24 protein-coding genes are annotated in these 20,791 nt (G+C 43.3%); 8 read left to right on the forward strand and 16 right to left on the reverse strand.

Features of this window, described 5'->3' with window-relative positions; genetic code table 11:
- Positions 1–257: 257 nt before the first annotated feature.
- The 7 genes from CHH48_RS08235 to CHH48_RS08265 form a co-directional block, all read right to left on the reverse strand.
- A complete protein-coding gene (locus CHH48_RS08235; RefSeq protein ID WP_095218667.1) occupies positions 258–1,130 on the reverse strand; it encodes a nucleotidyltransferase-like protein in 873 nt (290 codons plus the stop codon).
- Positions 1,131–1,272: 142 nt separating this feature from the next.
- Positions 1,273–1,716, reverse strand: coding sequence for a peroxide-responsive transcriptional repressor PerR (gene perR, locus CHH48_RS08240; protein WP_095218668.1), 444 nt, complete (start codon positions 1,714–1,716; stop codon positions 1,273–1,275).
- 120 nt (positions 1,717–1,836) lie between these two features.
- Positions 1,837–2,382, reverse strand: a complete 546-nt coding sequence (locus CHH48_RS08245; protein WP_095218669.1) for a cob(I)yrinic acid a,c-diamide adenosyltransferase — start codon at positions 2,380–2,382, stop codon at positions 1,837–1,839.
- Positions 2,382–3,338 carry a D-2-hydroxyacid dehydrogenase gene (locus tag CHH48_RS08250; RefSeq protein WP_176466413.1) on the reverse strand — a complete coding sequence of 319 codons (957 nt, stop codon included), beginning with the start codon at positions 3,336–3,338 and terminating at the stop codon, positions 2,382–2,384. The genes CHH48_RS08245 and CHH48_RS08250 overlap by 1 nt, the downstream gene beginning before the upstream one ends.
- 180 nt (positions 3,339–3,518) lie before the next feature.
- Positions 3,519–4,616, reverse strand: coding sequence for an aminopeptidase (locus CHH48_RS08255; protein WP_095218671.1), 1,098 nt, complete (start codon positions 4,614–4,616; stop codon positions 3,519–3,521).
- Positions 4,617–4,689: 73 nt separating this feature from the next.
- Positions 4,690–5,157 (reverse strand): thioredoxin-dependent thiol peroxidase, encoded by a 468-nt coding sequence (bcp, locus tag CHH48_RS08260; protein ID WP_038558824.1) that lies wholly within the window; start codon positions 5,155–5,157, stop codon positions 4,690–4,692.
- Between the two features lie 62 nt (positions 5,158–5,219).
- Complete coding sequence (locus CHH48_RS08265; protein ID WP_245840351.1) at positions 5,220–5,645, reverse strand: ion channel; 426 nt, start codon at positions 5,643–5,645, stop codon at positions 5,220–5,222.
- A gap of 249 nt (positions 5,646–5,894) precedes the next feature.
- On the opposite strand from CHH48_RS08265, the gene CHH48_RS08270 reads away from it, so the two are divergent.
- Positions 5,895–7,184 carry a glutamate-1-semialdehyde 2,1-aminomutase gene (locus tag CHH48_RS08270; protein WP_095218673.1) on the forward strand — a complete coding sequence of 430 codons (1,290 nt, stop codon included), beginning with the start codon at positions 5,895–5,897 and terminating at the stop codon, positions 7,182–7,184.
- A gap of 144 nt (positions 7,185–7,328) precedes the next feature.
- Entirely contained in the window at positions 7,329–8,396 is a 1,068-nt protein-coding gene (locus tag CHH48_RS08275) for an FUSC family protein (protein ID WP_095218674.1), read from the forward strand.
- Positions 8,397–8,547: 151 nt separating this feature from the next.
- Here the strand turns inward: CHH48_RS08275 and CHH48_RS08280 are convergent, their stop codons facing one another.
- The 5 genes from CHH48_RS08280 to mutY all read right to left on the reverse strand — a co-directional run bounded on the left by CHH48_RS08280 (position 8,548) and on the right by mutY (position 13,160).
- Positions 8,548–9,066 (reverse strand): GrpB family protein, encoded by a 519-nt coding sequence (locus CHH48_RS08280; RefSeq protein WP_095218675.1) that lies wholly within the window; start codon positions 9,064–9,066, stop codon positions 8,548–8,550.
- A gap of 126 nt (positions 9,067–9,192) precedes the next feature.
- Positions 9,193–10,962 (reverse strand): ABC transporter ATP-binding protein, encoded by a 1,770-nt coding sequence (locus CHH48_RS08285; RefSeq protein WP_095218676.1) that lies wholly within the window; start codon positions 10,960–10,962, stop codon positions 9,193–9,195.
- Positions 10,963–11,034: 72 nt separating this feature from the next.
- Positions 11,035–11,562 (reverse strand): nucleoside tri-diphosphate phosphatase, encoded by a 528-nt coding sequence (gene ntdP / locus CHH48_RS08290; protein ID WP_095218677.1) that lies wholly within the window; start codon positions 11,560–11,562, stop codon positions 11,035–11,037.
- A gap of 183 nt (positions 11,563–11,745) precedes the next feature.
- Positions 11,746–12,000 (reverse strand): gamma-type small acid-soluble spore protein, encoded by a 255-nt coding sequence (locus CHH48_RS08295; RefSeq protein WP_095218678.1) that lies wholly within the window; start codon positions 11,998–12,000, stop codon positions 11,746–11,748.
- Positions 12,001–12,074: 74 nt separating this feature from the next.
- Positions 12,075–13,160: an A/G-specific adenine glycosylase gene (gene mutY, locus CHH48_RS08300; RefSeq protein WP_176466411.1), complete on the reverse strand. Its 1,086-nt coding sequence runs from the start codon at positions 13,158–13,160 to the stop codon at positions 12,075–12,077.
- Between the two features lie 72 nt (positions 13,161–13,232).
- On the opposite strand from mutY, the gene CHH48_RS08305 reads away from it, so the two are divergent.
- Positions 13,233–14,228, forward strand: coding sequence for a metal-dependent hydrolase (locus CHH48_RS08305; protein ID WP_095218679.1), 996 nt, complete (start codon positions 13,233–13,235; stop codon positions 14,226–14,228).
- 28 nt (positions 14,229–14,256) lie between these two features.
- Here the strand turns inward: CHH48_RS08305 and CHH48_RS08310 are convergent, their stop codons facing one another.
- Entirely contained in the window at positions 14,257–14,520 is a 264-nt protein-coding gene (locus CHH48_RS08310; protein WP_095218680.1) for a YfhJ family protein, read from the reverse strand.
- A gap of 104 nt (positions 14,521–14,624) precedes the next feature.
- On the opposite strand from CHH48_RS08310, the gene CHH48_RS19315 reads away from it, so the two are divergent.
- Positions 14,625–14,789: a YpzG family protein gene (locus CHH48_RS19315; protein ID WP_095230634.1), complete on the forward strand. Its 165-nt coding sequence runs from the start codon at positions 14,625–14,627 to the stop codon at positions 14,787–14,789.
- Between the two features lie 29 nt (positions 14,790–14,818).
- Here CHH48_RS19315 and CHH48_RS08320 read toward each other — a convergent pair whose 3' ends face one another.
- Together CHH48_RS08320 and recX are read right to left on the reverse strand one after the other, a co-directional pair.
- Positions 14,819–15,148: a YfhH family protein gene (locus tag CHH48_RS08320; RefSeq protein ID WP_095218682.1), complete on the reverse strand. Its 330-nt coding sequence runs from the start codon at positions 15,146–15,148 to the stop codon at positions 14,819–14,821.
- Positions 15,149–15,166: 18 nt separating this feature from the next.
- A complete protein-coding gene (gene recX, locus CHH48_RS08325) occupies positions 15,167–15,994 on the reverse strand; it encodes a recombination regulator RecX (RefSeq protein ID WP_095218683.1) in 828 nt (275 codons plus the stop codon).
- 86 nt (positions 15,995–16,080) lie between these two features.
- Here recX and CHH48_RS08330 point away from each other — a divergent pair, with 86 nt between their 5' ends.
- Both CHH48_RS08330 and CHH48_RS08335 read left to right on the forward strand, forming a co-directional pair.
- Positions 16,081–16,977: a TIGR01777 family oxidoreductase gene (locus CHH48_RS08330; RefSeq protein WP_095218684.1), complete on the forward strand. Its 897-nt coding sequence runs from the start codon at positions 16,081–16,083 to the stop codon at positions 16,975–16,977.
- Positions 16,978–17,301: 324 nt separating this feature from the next.
- Entirely contained in the window at positions 17,302–18,453 is a 1,152-nt protein-coding gene (locus CHH48_RS08335; protein WP_095218685.1) for an AI-2E family transporter, read from the forward strand.
- A 31-nt stretch (positions 18,454–18,484) separates the two neighbouring features.
- Here the strand turns inward: CHH48_RS08335 and CHH48_RS08340 are convergent, their stop codons facing one another.
- Positions 18,485–19,624: an alcohol dehydrogenase catalytic domain-containing protein gene (locus tag CHH48_RS08340; RefSeq protein ID WP_095218686.1), complete on the reverse strand. Its 1,140-nt coding sequence runs from the start codon at positions 19,622–19,624 to the stop codon at positions 18,485–18,487.
- A gap of 418 nt (positions 19,625–20,042) precedes the next feature.
- On the opposite strand from CHH48_RS08340, the gene CHH48_RS19480 reads away from it, so the two are divergent.
- Together CHH48_RS19480 and CHH48_RS08345 are read left to right on the forward strand one after the other, a co-directional pair.
- Positions 20,043–20,216 carry a hypothetical protein gene (locus tag CHH48_RS19480; protein ID WP_175074262.1) on the forward strand — a complete coding sequence of 58 codons (174 nt, stop codon included), beginning with the start codon at positions 20,043–20,045 and terminating at the stop codon, positions 20,214–20,216.
- A 71-nt stretch (positions 20,217–20,287) separates the two neighbouring features.
- On the forward strand, positions 20,288–20,719 hold the full coding sequence (locus tag CHH48_RS08345; RefSeq protein ID WP_095218687.1) for a YkvA family protein: 432 nt from the start codon (positions 20,288–20,290) through the stop codon (positions 20,717–20,719).
- The last annotated feature ends 72 nt before the right edge of the window (positions 20,720–20,791 follow it).

Consider the following 20,791-nt stretch of genomic DNA (forward strand, 5'->3'; position numbering starts at 1 on the left):
CGTTTCAACTTTCGTTGTCAACATGTTTTTTTGTTTCTTGTTTGTCAGCCGTTGTTGCTCCCTGGCGACGCATATAAATATAACATGTATTCTAAATCATCGTCAACAGTTTTTTTATAAAAACCTCAATTTCATTCCGATATGCTGAACACAGCCAGATTAGCTTACCATAGCAGCTGTCCTAATACCACATCAACATTGGTATTTTTGAGAGGAAAGCATGAATTTTACCAACAGCCGTCCTCTCACATGTTTTATCATAATTCTTTAATTCTATACTCCCGATGATATAAAGCCTTGCCTTTTGTTTCTGTCAGCACCGCTTCAATGATCTCTTTCTCCTCCAAATAATTGAGAAGCGCACTCAAATCAGCCGCATATGCTTCCACTTCCGGCCTGTTTTTCAATTCCCCGAAGGTCCAGGCTCCATCCTTTATACGCATGACACGGAGAAGATGCTCAGCAGCAGAATGCGATCTGGCGTTAATAGCGACATTGACTGCGAGGAGCATAAGCTGCACACGCTGATCTGTTTCTTCCTTACTTTGAATGAATTCCTCACAAAGTTTATATACTTCCGAATCTATTCTACGCACCTGATTCCAAACGGTGACTTCCGGATGATGTCCTTTTTCAATTATAGACAGCCGAGCCAAGTAATGCAGACAGCGTACCATCCGCGTATAGGCATCAAGATACTGCCCGCTGTCATGGAGATCCTTCGTTTCTGCATAAGACCGAATAAGCTTCGCAAATTCAATTGTCATTTTCAGCTTGCGCTTTTCATAAGGAAAACTCGCCAGTTCAATTTTCAGTTTCTCGATATACTCATTCCGATCAAAGACCACTTTCCCCTCGAAGATCCATTCGACTGCCCGCCGATATGTACTAGTATCAATCCAATAATGAAGGAGCGTCTCTTCGACAATATGCATTGCTGCTATTTTCCCTTCATAACTATAGTGTTTCGTAAACCATGGTTCTTCAGAGTGTTTGACAATTACTAACAGAATCATATCGAAGTTATCTGTTGTCGGGCTCACCGGCCTCGTCTTTTCCACTAAGATGATACCCAATGTATTCGGCATACTTGCACGTTCCTGATAAATCGGACGAAGAATGTTCTCCAAGGCGATCCCTCCGCAATGTAATTCTATATATTTTAGTAGTTATTCAACATATTTCTTCAAAATCCTTTTTTACCTGACAAAAGAAAAACCTTCATCACAGTGTGATAAAGGCTTTGCTATCTATAGAAGAATTCCGCTGAGGTTAATGCTTGGTTGTTTGCTGACAATCCGGGCACGTCCCGTATAATTCCAAACGATGATGGGTCACATCGAAGTTTGTAACCTGGGCAGCGAGCTTCTCTACTTCATAAAGGCTTGGGTAATGGAAATCGACAATCTTGCCACATTGATCGCAAATCAAGTGGTAATGTTCTTCTGTCTCACAATCGAATCGGCTGGAAGAATCTCCATAGGTCAACTCCCGCACCAACCCGTTTTCACGGAACACACGAAGATTATTATAGACCGTCGCTACGCTCATATTCGGAAACTTATCCTCTAGCGCTCGATATATATCATCAGCGGTAGGATGGATCTTGGAATTCAGCAAGAACTCAAGCACCGCATGACGCTGTGGTGTTATTCTGACGCCAGATTCTTTTAATCGCTCCACTGCTGCTTGTAATCTCTGTTCAGACACCGTCATGCACCTCGCTTTCACTTGTAAATAAAACATTTGTCTAAACGATGACTATTATTACATTATACTTCTTCTAAATTGTAAAGGGGTCTCCCTTATGTTGTCAATAAAAAACCATCGTTTCCTTCAAATATCCGGGACGAGCAGTACCTCTTCTGTCTCATGAAGAAGAATTGCATATCTAGCTGCAACGAAAAGATAGTCCGACAAGCGATTGATAAACCGCAATACTTCATCGTTGCGATTACCCTCCGCCATGGAAACAATCAATCTTTCGGACCGTCGCACGATTGTCCGTGCCTGATGCAAGGCAGCTGCACTGGGACAGCCTCCTGGCAGAATAAATTGCTTCAGCAGCGGAAGCTCTGATGTCCACCGATCAATCTCAGCCTCTATATCATTTGTGTGCTTCGGCTTTAATTTCCATTGCACTTCCTTTTCAGCTGGGGTCGCGAGTTCAGCTCCTGCATGGAACAGCAGCGCCTGTACACGTTGCAATGATTCTTTAAAAGCATCGTTTTCTGCAGTAAAAAGACTAACAGCTGTCCCGATTGCTGCATTAGCTTCATCCAAAGTGCCATAAGCTTCAACTCGGGGGTGGTCTTTCGGGACTCGTGATCCATAAATAAGAGAAGTCTCTCCCTTATCTCCGGTTTTGGTATAAATCTTCATTAGTATCCTCTGTCTAAATCGATTTTATTTATATACTGCTTCTCAGCTTCTTCATTTGTGTATATATCTAAGTTCTTTTCAAAAACATCCATTGCTCGTTCTGTGTAATAAGGAGTTTTACCGGCCATATGCGGAGTAAGTATGACTCGTTCATGATCCCAGAATGGGTGATCTTCCGAAAGCGGCTCTTCCTCGAAGACATCCAATACTGCTGCTTTTATTTTCTCTTTATTCAATGCATCCAGCAAAACATCCATAGCTACCGCATCTCCGCGTCCCATGTTAAGGAACACTGCATGCTTTGGCATAAGATCAAAATGATTCTCTTTATAGAAGTACTTCGTTTCTTTCGTACTTGGAAGGATGGAAATCAGGTAATCCGCATGAGGCAAAACTGTTTCGATATCAGTCTGTTTATACACTTCATCAAAATGGTCTTTTGGAGATCCGCTGCGGCTTACACCGATTGTATGCATACGGAACGCTTTCCCTAAACGCGCCACTTCCTGGCCAATCGCGCCAGCTCCGACGACGACTAGTTTTTTCGCTGTGATTTCGTCTATCATTATATCCTTATCCCATACATGCTCTTCCTGCTTCTTCAGAAACGCGCGTTCGTTACGGGCAACTGCAAGGATGGACGAAATCGCATATTCCGCCATCTGGATACGATGGATACCATTTGCGTTTGTCAGCATGATACCTTTCTCAGCGATAATATCCAGCGGCAGGTAATCGACTCCTGCTGAAATTACCATGATCCACTTCAATTTATCTGCTGTACGGAGTGATGCTTCATCTGCTCCATTTCCGCCAGTAACCAAAACTTCTGCATCCTTCACCAGCTTCTCTGTTTCTTCCTTTGAGGAACTGAAGTGGAATGTCACACCTGGATAAGAGCTTTCGAAATGCTGTTTCATTTTTTGATCTAATTTCACCGCAACTAATACTTGCATATGTATCCCCTCCAAGAAAGTTTGTTTGCCTTCTTCTACTATAACCCTTTTCCATTCCGCACGAAAAGCGACATCCTTCATAAAAAAAGCCCAGACGATAAACGTCTGAGCCAATTTTCATGTAGGGGAGGTTTCATAATGTACTATATGCGCACGATCCTCCTCCGGTATATGCGCTTGTCACGGATTGAGTCCTTTCAGTTCTTCCAGCACAAATAATCCGTCCTTCCGGATAAGTACATCATCAAAATAAATCTCTCCACCGCCGTATTCCGGGCGCTGAATAAGTACCATATCCCAATGGACAGAAGAGCTGTTTCCGTTTTCGGTCTCATCATAGGAATCCCCTGGTGTGAAATGCAGACTTCCAGAGATCTTTTCATCGAAGAGGATATTTCCCATTGGCTCCTTGATGACAGGATTCAAACCTAATGCGAACTCACCAATGTAACGAGCTCCTTCATCTGTATCCAGCACTTCATTCAGTTTGTCCGTTTGATCGGAAACGGCCTTGATAATTCTTCCATTTTTAAATGTCAGGGATACATTCTGGTGAACAACACCCTGGTAAGGGCTTGGGGTATTATATGTAATCGTACCATTCACACTGTCTTTTACAGGTGCAGTGTATACTTCTCCATCCGGCACATTATGTGTACCTGCACAAATGACCGCAGGAATGTCTTTTATAGAAAATACAATATCTGTTCCTGGACCGACAATACGAACCCGATCTGTCAGCTCCATCAAATTCTTTAATGGCTGCTGGGCTTGATGCATTGCATCATAGTCGGCCGTGCTTACATCGAGTACATAATCGTAAAATTGATCAAAGTTCATTTTTGCCTTCTGCGCTGCTCCTGGTGTCGGATATTCGAATAGGACCCATTTGAGGTTTTCGTATAGATAATCATCAGAAGTCTTCATCAGTTTCCCATGCTTGACGAACTGGTCACTCGGGACGCTGCCAAACTCCGCATCATTTTCTTCTCCCTGGATGGCAAGAAAAGCATCGGCATTCTTAAACAGTTCTAGGAACCATTTATCATGTAAGCGGAACTGTTCATCTGGAGCATGCTCCAACATTATCCGGTTTGTCTCTTCCTCTTGCCAAACAATAAACGGAATGACCCCCAACGCATATGCCTCTTTCATAATTTCTTTCACAAGCGGTTTACTGGATGGAACAGCACTAATGATTACCTTCTCTTTTTCACCAAGCTTTAAACTATGAGACAAAAGCAGCTTGGCCAGTTTATTAAGCCGTGGATCTTTCACAGTATCAACTCCCTTTATTTTCCACAATAACAAAAAAACGACCCAATGTATGTACATTGGATCGCAGATTTTATTATAGATTTTCCCGGATGAACTCCAGCGCTTCTTCTGTATGGCCATCCACTTTCACTTTACGGAATTCCTTCTGGAGATTTCCTTCTTTATCAATAATGAAAGTAGAGCGTTCAATTCCGTAATACTCTTTACCAAAGTTCTTTTTCAACTTCCAGCATTCGTAATCTTCTGCCACTGCATGATCTACATCTGCAAGCAAAAGGAATGGCAGGTCGAATTTGTTCATGAATTTCTCATGGCTTTCAACTGGGTCAGGGCTGACTCCGATGATGACTGCATTCAAATCAGTGAATTTATCATGATTATCACGGAAGCTGCATGCTTCTGTCGTACAGCCAGGTGTATTATCTTTTGGATAGAAATAAAGTACGATGTTTTTCCCTTTGAAGTCCTGCAGTGATACGATTTCACCGTTAGTCGCAGGTAAGGTGAAGCTAGGTGCTGCTTTGCCAATTTCAGTTGTCATAAATAGGCCTCCTCAAGTTTCTGATATATTCTTAGCCTATCCGATTTAAGCAAAGAGCACAACTAATCTCCTTCCCCCTTCATCTTCTGCCTTACAACCGTGTGCTGCCATACTTTCAATACAAGTCCCGACGGCAGAAGGTATCCGATCAATGCTTCAATCAACGCTAGGAAACGCCCAACTCCTATAGGCAGAATATCCCCGTAGCCGACAGTGAGTAACGTGACGCCGCTGAAATAGATGGAGTGCATCAAGGAACCCGCAAGAGACGAATCAATTAAGTCGCCTCCTTCCGCAAGCACGATGCCCTCGATTGACAGAATGAAATAAATTAAGCCGAAAGCGAGCATGACACTTATATATAGAAATAACAAAGATAAAAACAAATCCACAGAAAATATGGAAGAGGCTCTTACCTCATGTTTAAAAAAGGAATACATACAGCCAATCAGGGCAAAGAATATCACAATCACCAATACAAACACCATGTCCATCCCTCCGGTCCAGCTGCAAAAGTCAGGAACTAGGGGATAAGCAAGGAATCCCTACGCGGGAAGGACACCCCCTCTGTGCTTCTTTTCTTATCCTTACGTTCCTAAACGGCTTTCTCCGCTTTCATATATAGTTATTAGTTTACGAGCGGCATGTCCCGACTATGTGCACCAAGACGCTTTTTTCGATGGCTGGAAGCTCATATGCTATACTTGATAAGAGAAATTTACGGAGGTTTACCTATTATGAATAAGACTAAATCAGAGCAATTACATAAAGAAGCACAGGAGCATATCGTCGGGGGCGTGAATTCCCCATCCCGTTCTTTTAAAGCAGTCGGGGGCGGTTCGCCAGTTTATATGGAAAAAGCAGAAGGAGCTTATTTCTGGGATGTAGATGGTAACAAGTACATTGACTTTTTGGCTGCATATGGCCCGATCATCACTGGACATGCACATCCGCATATTACAGAGGCCATTACAAAGGCTGCCCAAAACGGTGTATTATATGGAACACCGACGCGACTGGAAAACCAATTTGCCCAAATGCTGAAGGAAGCTATTCCTTCCTTGCATAAAGTTCGTTTCACTAACTCTGGTACAGAGGCAGTCATGACGACTATCCGAGTTGCTCGTGCTTATACCGGCCGCAATAAACTGATCAAGTTTGCCGGCTGCTATCATGGCCACTCCGATCCAGTACTAGTAGAAGCAGGATCAGGTCCATCTACATTAGGTACACCGGACTCCGCTGGCGTTCCAGCGTCAATCGCAGCAGACATGATCACTGTTCCATTCAATGACCCGCAAGCATTGTACGATGCTTTGGAAAAATGGGGCGACCAAATTGCCGGTATCCTCGTTGAACCGATCGTCGGAAACTTCGGTATCGTAACACCGGAGCCAGGGTTCCTCGAGACAGTGAATGAATATGCGCACGCTAAGGGAGCACTTGTCATTTACGATGAAGTTATCACTGCATTCCGTTTCACGTATGGCAGTGCCCAGCAACTTCTCGGTGTTGAGCCTGATCTGACAGCAATGGGTAAAATTATAGGCGGCGGTCTGCCGATCGGTGCATACGGCGGTAAGAAAGAAATCATGGATCAGGTAGCTCCACTAGGTCCTGCTTATCAAGCTGGGACTATGGCCGGAAACCCTGCCAGTATGGCAGCAGGTATCGCTTGCCTAGAAGTGCTGCAGCAGCCAGGAGTGTATGACCGCTTCGAAGAGCTCGGCGTAAAATTGGAAGCTGGTATCTTACAGCATGCTAAAGACGCTGGCGTAACAATTACTGTCAATCGTTTGAAGGGTGCGCTTGCCGTATACTTCACCGATGAGAAAGTAAAAAATTATTTACAAGCTTCTGCCTCCGACGGCGAAAAGTTTGCTCAATTCTTCCAGCTTATGCTGGAACAGGGTATCAACTTGGCTCCATCCAAATATGAAGCATGGTTTATCACGACAGCTCATACAGAAGAAGACATCGATCGCACACTGGAAGCTGTGAAAACAAGCTTCGAAAAGATGAAATAAGGGTATGCTTAAAGGCATCAGCACTTTCGCTGATGCCTTTTTTTGGTCTGAAATTTTTCTTCAGTAAATACTTTATTATCTAGGAGCATTCGTGTAACATCATATAGAATAGTTTTTCAAGGAAAGAACGGAGGATCCAAGACTATGAAACTTGGTGCCAGAATGTTAAAAACTGGCGTGGCAATCACACTTGCCTTATATGCAGCAACATTACTTGGCTTAGCGCCGGTATTCGCTGCAATCGGAGCTGCCTTTTCAATGCGGCAGTCCGTTTATCAATCCTATATCGGACTCATGGATCAGGTGAAAGGAAATGTAGTTGGTCTGGTTGTTGCCATTACAATGTTCTATACATTCGGAACCGAACCGATCATCATTGGCGTTTCCGCCATCCTGACAATTGGACTATGTGTAAGCCTGAAAATACGGGAAAGCGTTATTGCGATCGTATCACTCGTTTCAGTAATGGAGAATACGAGCGATATGGATTTCCTTCCTTTCGCACTGCTGCGATTCTCGACACTGACATTAGGAATTCTGTCCGCTTTCTTCGTGAATCTGGTTTTTCTACCTCCTAAGTATGAAGTCGTTCTGCTGCAGAAAATCGATCAATTTAGTACCGAAATTCTGCAATGGCTCCGAGTTGCGACCCGCAGTTGGTCTGATCAGCCGGCACTGAAGGACGAGATAGCCCGGATCGAATCGGAAATCCAGAAAATAGACGATATCTATACCCGTTTCACAGAAGAAAGAACATACACAAAAAAACAAAAACTCGTGAAGGCTCGGAAGCTAGTCGTCTTTCGTCAGCTGATCACAACCTTGAAGCAGTCACACGGTATTTTGCAAGAAGTTTATGACCTTGGCGATAAGATGACTGAGCTTCCGACACGCTCAAGTGATACATTCGTCGAAGAACTCGATAAAGCAATCATGTCGCACGAAAAACTAATCTTAAGCGCAATGGGACGCATCAAGCACCAGCAGGAAGACAGCAATTTCCGCGAAACGCTCGATCCGGACATCCCGGCACTCGTCGACCTGCTTATCCACGTATTCGAAAACAAGGAAATTGAAGAGAAGATGCTCTTCCTTCCACTCGCTTCTCGTCTGATGGAATATCACAGAGAACTAGACAGACTGAAGCGACTATTAAACAGCTACCTAAAATACCACAACGAAGATTCTACGGTAGTCATGCCGAAGGAATAAAGTACATTACTCCTGTGAGTGATGTACTTTTTTTATTGCTTTATATGCTAATTTTCTTAAGGACTCTGTTATAGTAATTTGCGGAAAGCCATCTTTCAGGTTTCCCTTAGCCTTAAACTAGGGGGGGGGAACTTTTAGCAGTATTTTAAATTTATTCTTCTCCTTTATACCATTCCAATGCCTTCACTTCTATTTCTTTCACTAGTTGTTCTTTTCCACTAATATATGATTCAATATCATAAGGAAATTTATCCACTAATTTCTCCTTTAGCTGTCCATAACGTTTCTTTACCTCGGGATGAAATAGTAAATAATCTCGAAAAGCCAGATGGCGTTTTATTTCATAACTTCCAACCTGATAAATATGGACGTGATGCGTACGCTTATCTCCGCCTTTTTGAAAATATCTTCGTCCAGGTATTCCGTTCTCTCCTTTGGATTCATAACCTATATTTTCTATTTCATCATTCAGAACATCAACAATATGAATATCTCTAACAACCGGCAGGATATCAATGATTGGTTTGGCTATTAACTCCGGAACGGATGTACTGCCGATATGATAAATGTGCACTATTTCATTTCCGAAAATAGTTTTTAGCTTTCTTTCTTCTTCACTGAACATAAGCTTCCAGTTTTCATTATGTGAAAACACTTCAACTTTTCTCAAAATACCCTCCCCCTTTTTCCTAAGCTCTCGTTATTTTATTTACAATCATAATAGAATTCTGTTACATATCAAATTAACAAAAAAAGGATAGATGAACAGGAATCCACCTGCCCATCTATCCTTTTTTTAAGTTGTACTCAATGTACCTGAATCCTCATCCAGATGCTGTATCTGGTAAAGGTTAAAGTAATTACCTTTAAGTGTCATCAGATCAACATGCGATCCTTGCTCTACAATCTGTCCATCCTGTACGACGACGATTCGGTCTGCATGTGTAATTGTTGCCAGCCGATGGGCAACGATAAAGGTAGTCCGATCTGATGCGAGCTTCTCCAGCGCTTCCTGGATCAGATGTTCGCTCTCTAGATCAAGTGCAGATGTCGCTTCATCAAGGATGAGTATCGGCGGATTCTTTAAGAAGATACGCGCGATAGCAATTCGTTGTTTTTGTCCTCCAGATAGCTTAACGCCGCGCTCTCCTACAAGTGTTTCGTATCCTTCGGTTAGATGCTCGATAAAGTCATGGGCATTGGCTGCTTTAGCAGCAGCAACAACTTCTTCATGTGTTGCTTCAGGTCTTCCTAGTTTGATATTCATCTCGACCGACTCACTGAACAAGATATTATCCTGCAGCACCATACCAATTTTATCCCGTAAGGAACGTGACTGGACATCCCGGATATCTGTCCCGTCAATGGTTATTCGTCCGTCCGTCACATCATAAAACCGCGGAATTAGACTGACGATTGTTGATTTACCGCCTCCGCTCATTCCGACAAAGGCGATTGTCTCACCTTGTTTCACATCTAGTGAGATATCCTTAAGCACAAGCTCTTCACCTTCACCATAACGAAAGGAAACATTTTCAAAAGACACATGTCCATCAACCTTAGTCAGTTTCGCTGCTGCTGGCTTATCTTCAATATCATATTTCTCATCAATAAATTCGAAGACTCGATCCATTGATGCGACTGCTTGCGTCAGTGTTGTAGAAGAGTTCACTAGTCGACGGAGCGGGCTGTAAACACGGTCCATGAAGCCTGCAAAAGCAACCATCGTTCCTAATGTCAAATTACCCTGGATAACTTCATATGCAGCATATCCAATAACGAGCAGCGGCGCCAAGTCCGTAATCGTATTTGTTACCGCAAAAGTTTTGGCGTTCCAGGTCGTATGCTGAATAGCGCTCTCTAGAAAATTACGGTTCTGTGTATCAAACTGCTTTTGTTCATAATCCTCAAGCGCAAAGCTTCGTGTAACAGGAATACCCTGTACCCGTTCATGCAAATGCCCCTGCACTTCTGCCAAAGCTTGCGAACGCTGCCTTGTCAGACTGCGGAGACGCTCATAGAAATACTTGATTGCCACACCATATACAGGGAACAAGACAATTGCGACCAATGTGAGTGACACATCCATCGTGAACATGATACCAACCGCAATGACAATCGTAGCCAAATCAAGCCATACATTCATCAGGCCTGTCATAATGAAGTTTTTTGTCTGTTCAACGTCGTTGATGACACGAGAAATAATTTCCCCGGTTTTTGTTTGGGAATAATAGCGCAGACTCAAGCGCTGGATGTGATCAAAAAGCTGATTCCGGATATCATAGAGGACCCGGTTCCCTGTCCATTGTGCCAGATATTGCCGATAGTACTCAATAGGCGGACGCACGATGAGAAAGACAATCAAGGAACCGCCAAGCAACCATATCAACCGATTCACTTTATCAGATGTAGATAAATCTGCATTAACAACATGATCGACTACATACCCTAAGATCAATGGAATCAATAAAGGTATTGCGAACTTAACGATACCAATCAGAATCGTAAAAATAATTTTCCATTTATACGGCTTTACAAATTGTAAATACCGTCTTGTACTGCTCAACACTATCACCTCTCTGTTGTGCACAATGATGAATCCCTGCCGCTTCCGGCAAGGATTCATAGCTTATGTTATTTATCTGTAGGTTAGGAACAGCTCATACCATGTATCGATGAAATCGGGTGAAAACGGTCCTTTTCCTTGCCTGATCCAGCTGATCAGAATATCGACCTGGTTCCACAGGATTCGTTCGATTTCGGGTGGATAATTCATTTGGCGCTTGTGTACATTGAATTCATCTTCATCCAGCAGCGTAAATGTCATATCAGGGTAGATTTTGATATCCAGATCATAATCGATATACTTTAGCGCTTCCCCATCATAAACATACGGGGAGCTGATATTACAATAATAATAAATGCCGTCTGTACGCAGCATACCGATAATATTGAACCAGTACTTCGCATGAAAATAAACAATGGCTGGTTCGCGCGTGATCCACGTCCGTCCGTCGCTTTCCGTGACCATCGTCCGATCATTGGCACCAATCAGGATATCTGCCGTACTCTTCAATACTGTGCTGCTTTCCCATACCCGATGGAGCTGGCCATTATGCTTAAAGCTGTGTATCTGAATTTTCGTTCCTGCCTCTGGGCCAGCCATGCGAATCTTCCTTCCTTTGTTATTGTCCTATGTAAGATGGTTTCTTTATATTATAAAGATATTTCAGACACAATGGAAATGAAAAACGCTGATAGTTGTCCAAGCAAAGATAAAAGAGCCCTTCAGCAAGTGCTGAAGGGCTCGGTTCATACGAAAGTAACAGTTCGGACGATGTCCGTCTTTTTACTTGCGGGACTGTCGGTTTTGCTGCTGAACTTGCTGTACGTCTGTCTCAGAAGCAAACTCAGTACCGTATTGTTGGCTGGAACCGCCAGTTGCTTTCTGACGAGACTGCTGGTTCTGTTGTTGAACCTGCTGTACGTCTGTTTCAGAAGCAAACTCAGTACCGTATTGTTGGCTGGAACCGCCTTGACGGGACTTCTGGTTTTGTTGTTTTACGTGGTTTACTTCAGTACCAGATTGTGTCTTTTTGTTCATCGTTATCACCTCCGCCACATTACTTTCTCCAGAATGTGACGTTGTTATCCAAAAAAGACAAAAAAGAAATTGGTTTATTCTGGTATGCGAATTTGCTGCAGAATTTTCTGATGCGGAACCGGAAATGGATAATCATCTATATCAGACAGCGCAACAAATCTGCCCTGCTCGGGTACTTTGTCTTTTGTTGTTGCACGCAAGACAATCACTTCCCAAATGATGTGGGAAAAGATGTGCCGGACAGGCTGCAAAGTCTCCTCTAGCTTGATAGCGATTCCATATTCAAGCCCGAACCAATACGCAAGCTGCTCCATGGAAACTTCCGTTGCATCTGCCATCGGAAATTGCCACAGATTCGCTAATAAGCCCTCCTCAGGCCTTTTTTCAATAAGTACCTCTCCTTGCTCGTTTTCCACAACAACAGAAAGGTATGGCATCGTCTTCTGCTTCTTGCCTTTTGATTTAATCGGAAGCTCCTCCTGCAATCCTTGCTTGAATGCTGTACAATGCGACTGCACCGGACATAATAAACATGCCGGCTTTTTTGGTGTACAGATCAGTGCACCGAGTTCCATCAATCCTTGGTTGAATGCAGAAGGATTTCTTTGTGAAATCATTTCCTCGACTGCTGCCTCAAAAATCTTTCTTGCTTTCGGCTTGGCGATATCTTCGGTTATCAATAGAATTCTGGATAAGACCCGCATTACATTCCCATCGACTGCTGGCTGCGGAATTCCGTATGCGATGCTAAGTATGGCACCCTTTGTATACGGTCCAACGCCCTTGAGCTTACCAAGCTCTTCCACGTTGTCTGGTACTTTACCGCCGTATATCTCAGACACCTCACGTACAGCGGTTTGAAGATTCCGAGCTCGGGAATAGTATCCTAAGCCTTCCCACGCTTTTAGAACATCCTGCTCCTCCGCTTCGGCCAATGACTGTATTGTCGGAAATCGTTCCATAAAACGATGAAAGTAGGGTATTACCGTATCCACCTTCGTCTGCTGAAGCATGATTTCTGATACCCAGATCCGGTAGGGGTCCTGATTTTCGCGCCAAGGCAGTGCACGTTTTTCCTGCTGGAACCAATTAATTAAATCATCTTGAAATAAATCTATAGAAAAATGTTGAAACTTAACATGTAGATCGTCTAATTGCAAATTAACTCACGCTCCGTGTTACAATATTAAAAGTATTAGGTGGTTTGGTTTCATCAGAAGGAGGACATTAAGATGGACACTGGTACCCATATCGTAATGGGAATAGCCCTAGGCGGGCTTGCCACACTCGATCCTGCTGTTCACCAAGATCCTGTATTGTTCAATGCAGTACTTGCTGGCACGATCCTTGGTTCACAGGCACCCGACTTTGATACAGTACTGAAATTACGCAACAATGCTTCTTATTTACGAAACCACCGGGGAATTACGCATAGCATGCCCGCTGTCATATTGTGGGGACTAGCGATTTCCCTGCTGCTGTACGTGTTAGTACCAGAAATCAACTTCCTGCATCTATGGCTTTGGACATTCGGAGCTGTTGTGCTGCACGTATTTGTCGATGTATTCAACGCTTACGGCACACAGGCATACAGGCCGTTCACCCGGCGCTGGGTCGCTTACGGCTTCATTAACACATTCGATCCTTTCATCTTCACGATGCATGTGATCGGTATCGTTCTTTGGCTGATCGGCATGGAGCCTGGTCTTACTTTCGCCGTTATCTACGCGATCCTTGTCCTGTACTATGTGAAGCGTTACTTGGATAAGCGACGAATTATCAAACAAGTGAAAGAAAAAATACCTGATGCTCAAATCATCGCTACTTCACCGACAATGAAACAAGCATTTTGGCGTGTTGCCATTACTGCCCCTGATCGTTTTTATGTCGGGAAAGTAGAGAATTGGCAGCTTCGCATCATTGATGAATTCGAACGGAAGCCCTTGCCAGATAATGAACTGATAGAAGTTGCCAGAGAAGACAAGAATATTGCAGCCTTTCTCAGCTTCTCCCCCGTTTTTACATGGGAAGTAAACATGTATGATGATTTCACCGAATTACGGCTGATTGATCTTCGCTACCATAATAGTGCACAGCATTATCCATTCAAAGCAGTCGTTCAAATCGATGATAATAATCAAGTGATGAGCTCCTATACCGGGTGGATTTTCTCCGAACAGAAGCTGCAGCGAAAACTGATTACAGATGACAATCCGTCTGCATTATAAAACCTGGAGATTTTTTCTCCAGGTTTTTTTATTGTTGTCTTCGTTCCATGAATAGATGATGGTACTTCGGATTACTGTCGAGGAACTCATCTAGTCTTGGGCCATAATGCTGGATCCACTGACGCACAATTGCCTCTGTCATTTCCTGTCCTTGATACTTACGACCGGCCTTTGCACGCGTTGCTTCGAAATCCTCCCAAAGAATCTCAACCCATGTCCGAGCCTCATCTATTGTCAATCGTTCGTTCTGCTGCTGCAAAAGTGCAGCAAGCTCACGGAATTTATTTTCCATTCATCTTTCTTCCCTTCCATCAAAATCCCAACATATTCGTGAAAATTAAGCACAAGCTAGAAGTACTGCGGGGCATCCAACCCTTGCTCGAGGAGGCAGATAAAATGTCCAAGTTTGATCGTTTTTCTAAAACAGGCACCATCAATTCCGTTATTCAGTCCCCTCGCACTACAGCGAAACATGCGAATAACCAGGTGAATGGAGAAACACAGCAAACACAGACTGATATCATTATCCGTACTCAAGCAGTAAAGAAAAACCGCAGATAAAATATACCTCGGCTTTCCAGCCGAGGCAATTACATAGTCACCCTGCCGAGCACACTGATCGGCAAGGCTTCCAGCTCTTGTCCTTTTTCACTGCCCTGGCGTCGATAGCCCCAGGCAAAAACTCCGTTTAGATAATCAATCGTAAAAACATGCGACCTATCACCCTTGATTTGGTATGTCGCACCTGGCTTGAACTCATCCGGATTCATCGTATAAGCTTTGGCCATCTGCCGTTTTCGCTCCAAAATTTGATATTCACTGAAGTTCCCCATTTGCTCTGCCTTCTGCTGCTGAATCTTCAGCTGTTTCATTTCTTCCTTCAATTGCTCCACTGTCAAGTCACTATAACGTAATTGCATTTTCGCACCTGCTTTCCGTTAGTAAAGGTCTTTTTCTTTAGCTTCCTCAATATACTTCTGAATCAGTTCCATCGGGAAGCCCTTTCGATAAAGTGCCATCTTAATTTTCTGATTAAGCTCATAGCCTTCCGCTTTTTGCGCATATTTTCGCAAAAGCTTGTCTCCCTGATACCGGACTGCTTCAAGCTCTGCATCTGTATCCTGATCGGAATCCGAGAGTGCCAAGGACACCGCTTCCTTGGCAGCAGCACTTGAAAAGCCTTTCGAAAGCAGCTGCTGCTGTGCAAGCTGGATTTTCTCTTGATGAGATTTCTTTGCTTTTGTCTGGAGCTTCGAACCGGCAAGCTTGACAGCTTTCTCCAGCTCTTTTTCGAATGTGTAAAATGTCATCGCTTGATCTGCCGCTGGCCCGGTAATACCTTTTTCCTGCAATTCCTTCCGGATGACGAGCGGACCTTTGCTTGTCGTATTTACCTTCGTCCGAACAAAAGCGCCGGCAAAAGAGGCATCATCGGTGTATCCCTGTTCCTCTAGCCTAGTCAGCGTCTCTTCGACATGTGTCGGATTCTGCTCTTTCTTCATCAAATACGTTTTTATTTCTTTTTTGGAACGCATCCGGTAGCTTAAATACTGTAAAGCAAGGGTAAAACACTTATGTGCAGCATCTTTTTCGATAATGGACTGCAAAGCTTCCTCGGAGATTTCCTGTCCTTTAGTGATACCGCTTGTAATCAGGACATCTTCATCGAGGCCGAAGCCAAACTTTTCGCCTTTACCGTTGTCGAGAAAGATATTATAGCGCCCGATATTGTTTTTTTGGGTCGTGATTTTCGTGATTTTAACCATATTCGACACCTCTGTGTCTCTATTTTAACACGAAATGACACCATACAAAATTGTAAGCTTACCTAATACAAAAGGAGGAATCAATCATGAATATCGTCATTAGCGGCGGAACAGGTTTCGTGGGAAAGCAGCTGGCAGAGACACTGATTGAGGAAGGACATCATGTGTATATCCTTACTCGTTCACCAGAGAAGAAACTGGATACGAAACAAGTCACGTATATTGGCTGGCTGAAAAAAGGATTTGACCCGCTTTCTGAGCTTCCGGAGATTGATGCAGTCGTCAACCTGGCCGGAACCAGCCTATTCGGCAAGTGGACGAAGGAAAAAAAGGAAGATATCAGAAGCAGCCGTATGGAAGCTACGGAAACACTTGTTGATATGATCGGGAAAATGTCGAAGAAGCCAAAAGTCTTTGTTAGCGGTTCTGCTGTCGGCTATTACGGTACAAGCGAACAAGACGCTTTCACCGAAGATACAACAAAGCGTGGACAGGATTTTCTGGCAGACGTGACATATGAGTGGGAAGAAACCGCTAAGCAAGCAAAAAGGCTCGGAATCCGGACGGTCCTTGCACGCTTTGGCATTGTTTTGGGTGATAAAGGAGCACTTCCGCTCATGCAGCTGCCTTTCCGTTATTTCGCAGGCGGGAAGATAGGCAGCGGCGAGCAATGGCTTTCCTGGATACATGTCCAAGATGCAGCAGGGTTGATTGCTTATGCAATCGAACAGGATTCCATCAAAGGACCACTCAATGTCACTGCACCCTCTCCGCGGCGGAATAAGGATTTCAGCAAGACACTAGCCAAGACTCTGCATCGCCCTTATTGGACTGCAGCACCAGCTCCAGTCATACAGAAAGCTTTGGGTGAAATGAGCACGTTAGTTCTCGAAGGACAATGTGTCTATCCAAAAAAAGCGCTCGACAGTGGGTACCAATTCCGATTCCCTGCCTTATCCGAAGCGCTGGAACAAGCTTTATAATCATCTGCTTGATGTATACTGACATTATGTCAGTACCAACTGACTTGTGCACAATTATCCAACTTAAGGTTGTGGATAATGTGCATAAGTCTATTTTTAGTTTAATTCACAAAGATGTTACTGTTGATAATGTTGTTAATAACTTATCCAATTAAATTATTAACACTTAATCTTGCTTTACATCGAGTACTTAAGTAGATTAATTCATTGCATAAGATTAAAATAAACATAACGGTTATTCGCCTTTATATTAGGCTATAATGATAGAACGATAGAAGGAACGATAGAATTACGGAACAGCGGGCCAAAGAGGAGAGGATTGCCATGCCAGACTTACAACGTACCAAACCGGGGAAATTCAGCAAATTTTTCCTAAATAATAAATTTGTCATCGCGATGCTGATTCTTTTCATCATCGGGCTGAATGTACTCATCTATTCACGAGTATCATTTATTTTCACGCCAATTGTCGTCATCGTGAAAACAATTATATTGCCCATCATATTATCAGGTATTGTCTATTATTTGACAGTGCCGATCGTCAATTACCTAGAGAAAAAGCGTGTTAAACGCATTTATTCCATCATCGTCCTCTACCTTGTAATTATTGGACTACTGACAATTCTTATCAGCTTAGTTATTCCTGTACTGAAGGAACAGACATTAAGCTTGATTGAAAATAGTACCGACTATTTTGAGCAAGGCATTGACGTGGTCCAATCTATAACAGGCAGCAATATCGTCAATCAGATTCAGCAATCAGGCAATTTTGATTTCAATCAAATTCTGAATGAGTTACAGACTCGCGGAACAAGCATGCTGAATAATTTGTTCACTAACTTGACGAGCTTTGTCGGCGCAGTAACAGAAGTAATCATAGCTATTGTAACAGTGCCTTTCATCCTCTTCTATTTACTGAAGGATGGCAAGAAACTGCCAGTCTATATTTTAAAATTGCTTCCAGTACGCTTTCGCAGCCAAACTTACGAAGTAATGTCCGAGATGAACCATCAGATCAGTTCCTACATACGCGGTCAGATAATTGTCAGCTTTGTCATTGGTATCCTGCTGTATATCGGTTATATGATTATTGGTCTTGATTACGCACCAGTACTTGCTGTCATCGCGGCGTTCACTAGTGTAGTTCCTTATCTTGGACCAGCGATAGCCATTACACCTGCGATCATTATTGCGATTGTTACATCGCCGTTCATGCTCCTGAAGCTGATCATTGTCTGGACCGTCGTTCAGTTAGTAGAAGGAAAGCTGATTACTCCGCAGATTATGGGCCGAAACATTCGCGTACACCCAATTACAATCATATTCGTTATCCTAACTGCCGGAAATCTATTCGGCGTAGTTGGCGTTATCTTAGCCGTTCCAGGATATGCGATTCTGAAGGTCATCGTCACGCATACCTTCCATTGGTTCAAAAAGAGATCACATCTATATGAGGAAACTACCAAAACAAACTAAAACAGGAGCTGCATCTCGCAGCTCCTGTTTTTTATGGCTTCAATAGTACTTTGATGTTATTATCCGACTTTTCATCGAATATTTTGTACGCTTCTTTTGCTTCACTAATTTTCATTGTGTGTGTGATGATATCCGTAGGATCGAATACACCTTCCTCTACCATCTGATATAGCTTCGGCATCAGATGGATAACCGGAGCCTGTCCCATTGTAAGAGTCACGTTCCGCGTGAAGAAATCACCAATTGGGAATCCATTTGCTTCTGTTCCATATACGCCCGTCAGCTGAACAGTTCCGAATTTACCAACCGCTTCACTAGCTGTAATGATTGGCTGAATTGTTCCGAACTGGTTGTCATGCTCAGAACCGAATGTTACACCTTCCGGGACTGTTCCATCCATACCGACACAATCAATTACAACATCAGCTCCGCCATTTGTATCGCTATGAAGCAAGGAACCAATTTCAGGATTATTGGTAAAGTCATATGTTTCTACATTATTTATTCGTTTAGCATGCGCCAGTCGATGCGGTACATTATCTACTGCAATAACGCGCTCTGCACCTTTCAGCCAAGCAAACTTCTGCGCCATCTGGCCAATTGGACCTGCACCCAAGATGATGACAGTATCCCCTTTTTTGACTCCGCTGTTTTCTACACTCCAATAAGCTGTTGGAATAACATCGGATAGGAATACAACACTTTCATCCTTCAGTTCACTTGATTCAGGTACTTTGAAGGAGGTGAAATCAGCAAATGGTACACGCAGATACTCCGCTTGCCCTCCAGGATAGTCACCGAACTGATCTGCAAACCCGAATAATCCTCCAGCATCAGTATGCGGATTGCCATTCGAGTTATCACATTGACTTTCCATCTGGTGGTTACAATAATAGCATTCGCCGCAGCCAATATTGAATGGGATGACAACACGGTCTCCTTTTTTCAGGTTTTTTACATCAGGTCCCACTTCTTCTACAATACCCATCGGTTCGTGACCAATGATATAATCCTTCTCCGGCGTAATTCCACCATGATACAAATGCAGATCAGAACCGCAGATACCAGTAGCTGTAATACGTACGATCATATCGGTCGATTTCTCGATCGAAGGAGCTTCTACTGACTTGACTTCGATATTTTCCTTACCTTGGAACGTGACTGCTTGCATGGTACCAATCTCCTTTATCCTGTTAGTTGAAAGACTATACCTTTTGCCTGTTGAACCTAAACCTCTCGAAACTTTTCTTAAAAAAAATGAAACCATTCCATATTGGCGCACGTTTATATAACTGAGAACGATAAAATATGTTTTCTAACAGCATTACCTCCCACATATTTCGTTCGTCTCACCACACTTATTTCTAACAACAACAGAAAAGCAGGCAGCCCCCGCTGCCTGCTTTTCCCCATTTTTGAGTTCTCGCTTCCTCTCTCTGCTTACTTTCTTTATAATAGATAGGTGAACTATTTTTTAATTTCATTTTTAAATAACATCATCTTGAGTCATCTGAGCTGGAAAAACCTGATACCTCAGCTCTTTCTGCCAGCGGCCAAATGGTGCTGTCAGCATTCGAAAGGAGAGCACTATGTTTAAAGTCATTGCAATCGACTCAAACCAAGTGAAGCTTGAATTCGTCGGAAAGGACGGAGAAGTATACACTTTTGACACATATGAAGAAGCAGAATCCTTCATGCAGCATGTGAAGGCAAAAGATACGCTGCCGGAACGATACCGGGTGCTCGTGAAAAAAATTGACTGAAGCCCCTTCCTTGCATGACAGGGAATTGTTCCTCATAATAGAAACTAGAAGCAAACAAGGAGGCACACCTTATGAAATGGAACCTAAAACAGCTCCTGGAGAAACGGCATGCTTACACTCCAAAGGCAAAAGCATTGCTACAGGATAAGGAAAAATCGAAGGAGCTCCTTGCAAATGTATCAACTAAAGCAACGGATAATAAAGGTAAACTCGCGGAGATCTGGTCAGATTTGCAGTTGATGGTGGACATGCTCCGCGACTGGCGCAAAGGTGCGTACACCCACCTGCCTAAAAAATCGCTGCTGATGATTGCAGCAACCTTCCTCTATTTCCTAAGTCCAATTGATTTTGTACCTGATTTTATTCCAGGAGGACTGCTTGATGACGTTGCGCTCATCGCCTTCACTTTTAAGCAGATCCAACAGGATGTAGCGGCATATAAGCAATGGAAACATCAGCAGCCGATCGAAACCCAGACAACCGGTGCAGCAGGTGCATTGTAAAAAGAGTGCAAATTGCACTCTTTTTTTTCGGGATAAATTTCCCATTTTGCTTTTTCGTAGGAATCTGTTATA

Source organism: Terribacillus saccharophilus, assembly GCF_002272075.1.
Lineage (GTDB): Bacteria > Bacillota > Bacilli > Bacillales > Amphibacillaceae > Terribacillus > Terribacillus saccharophilus_A.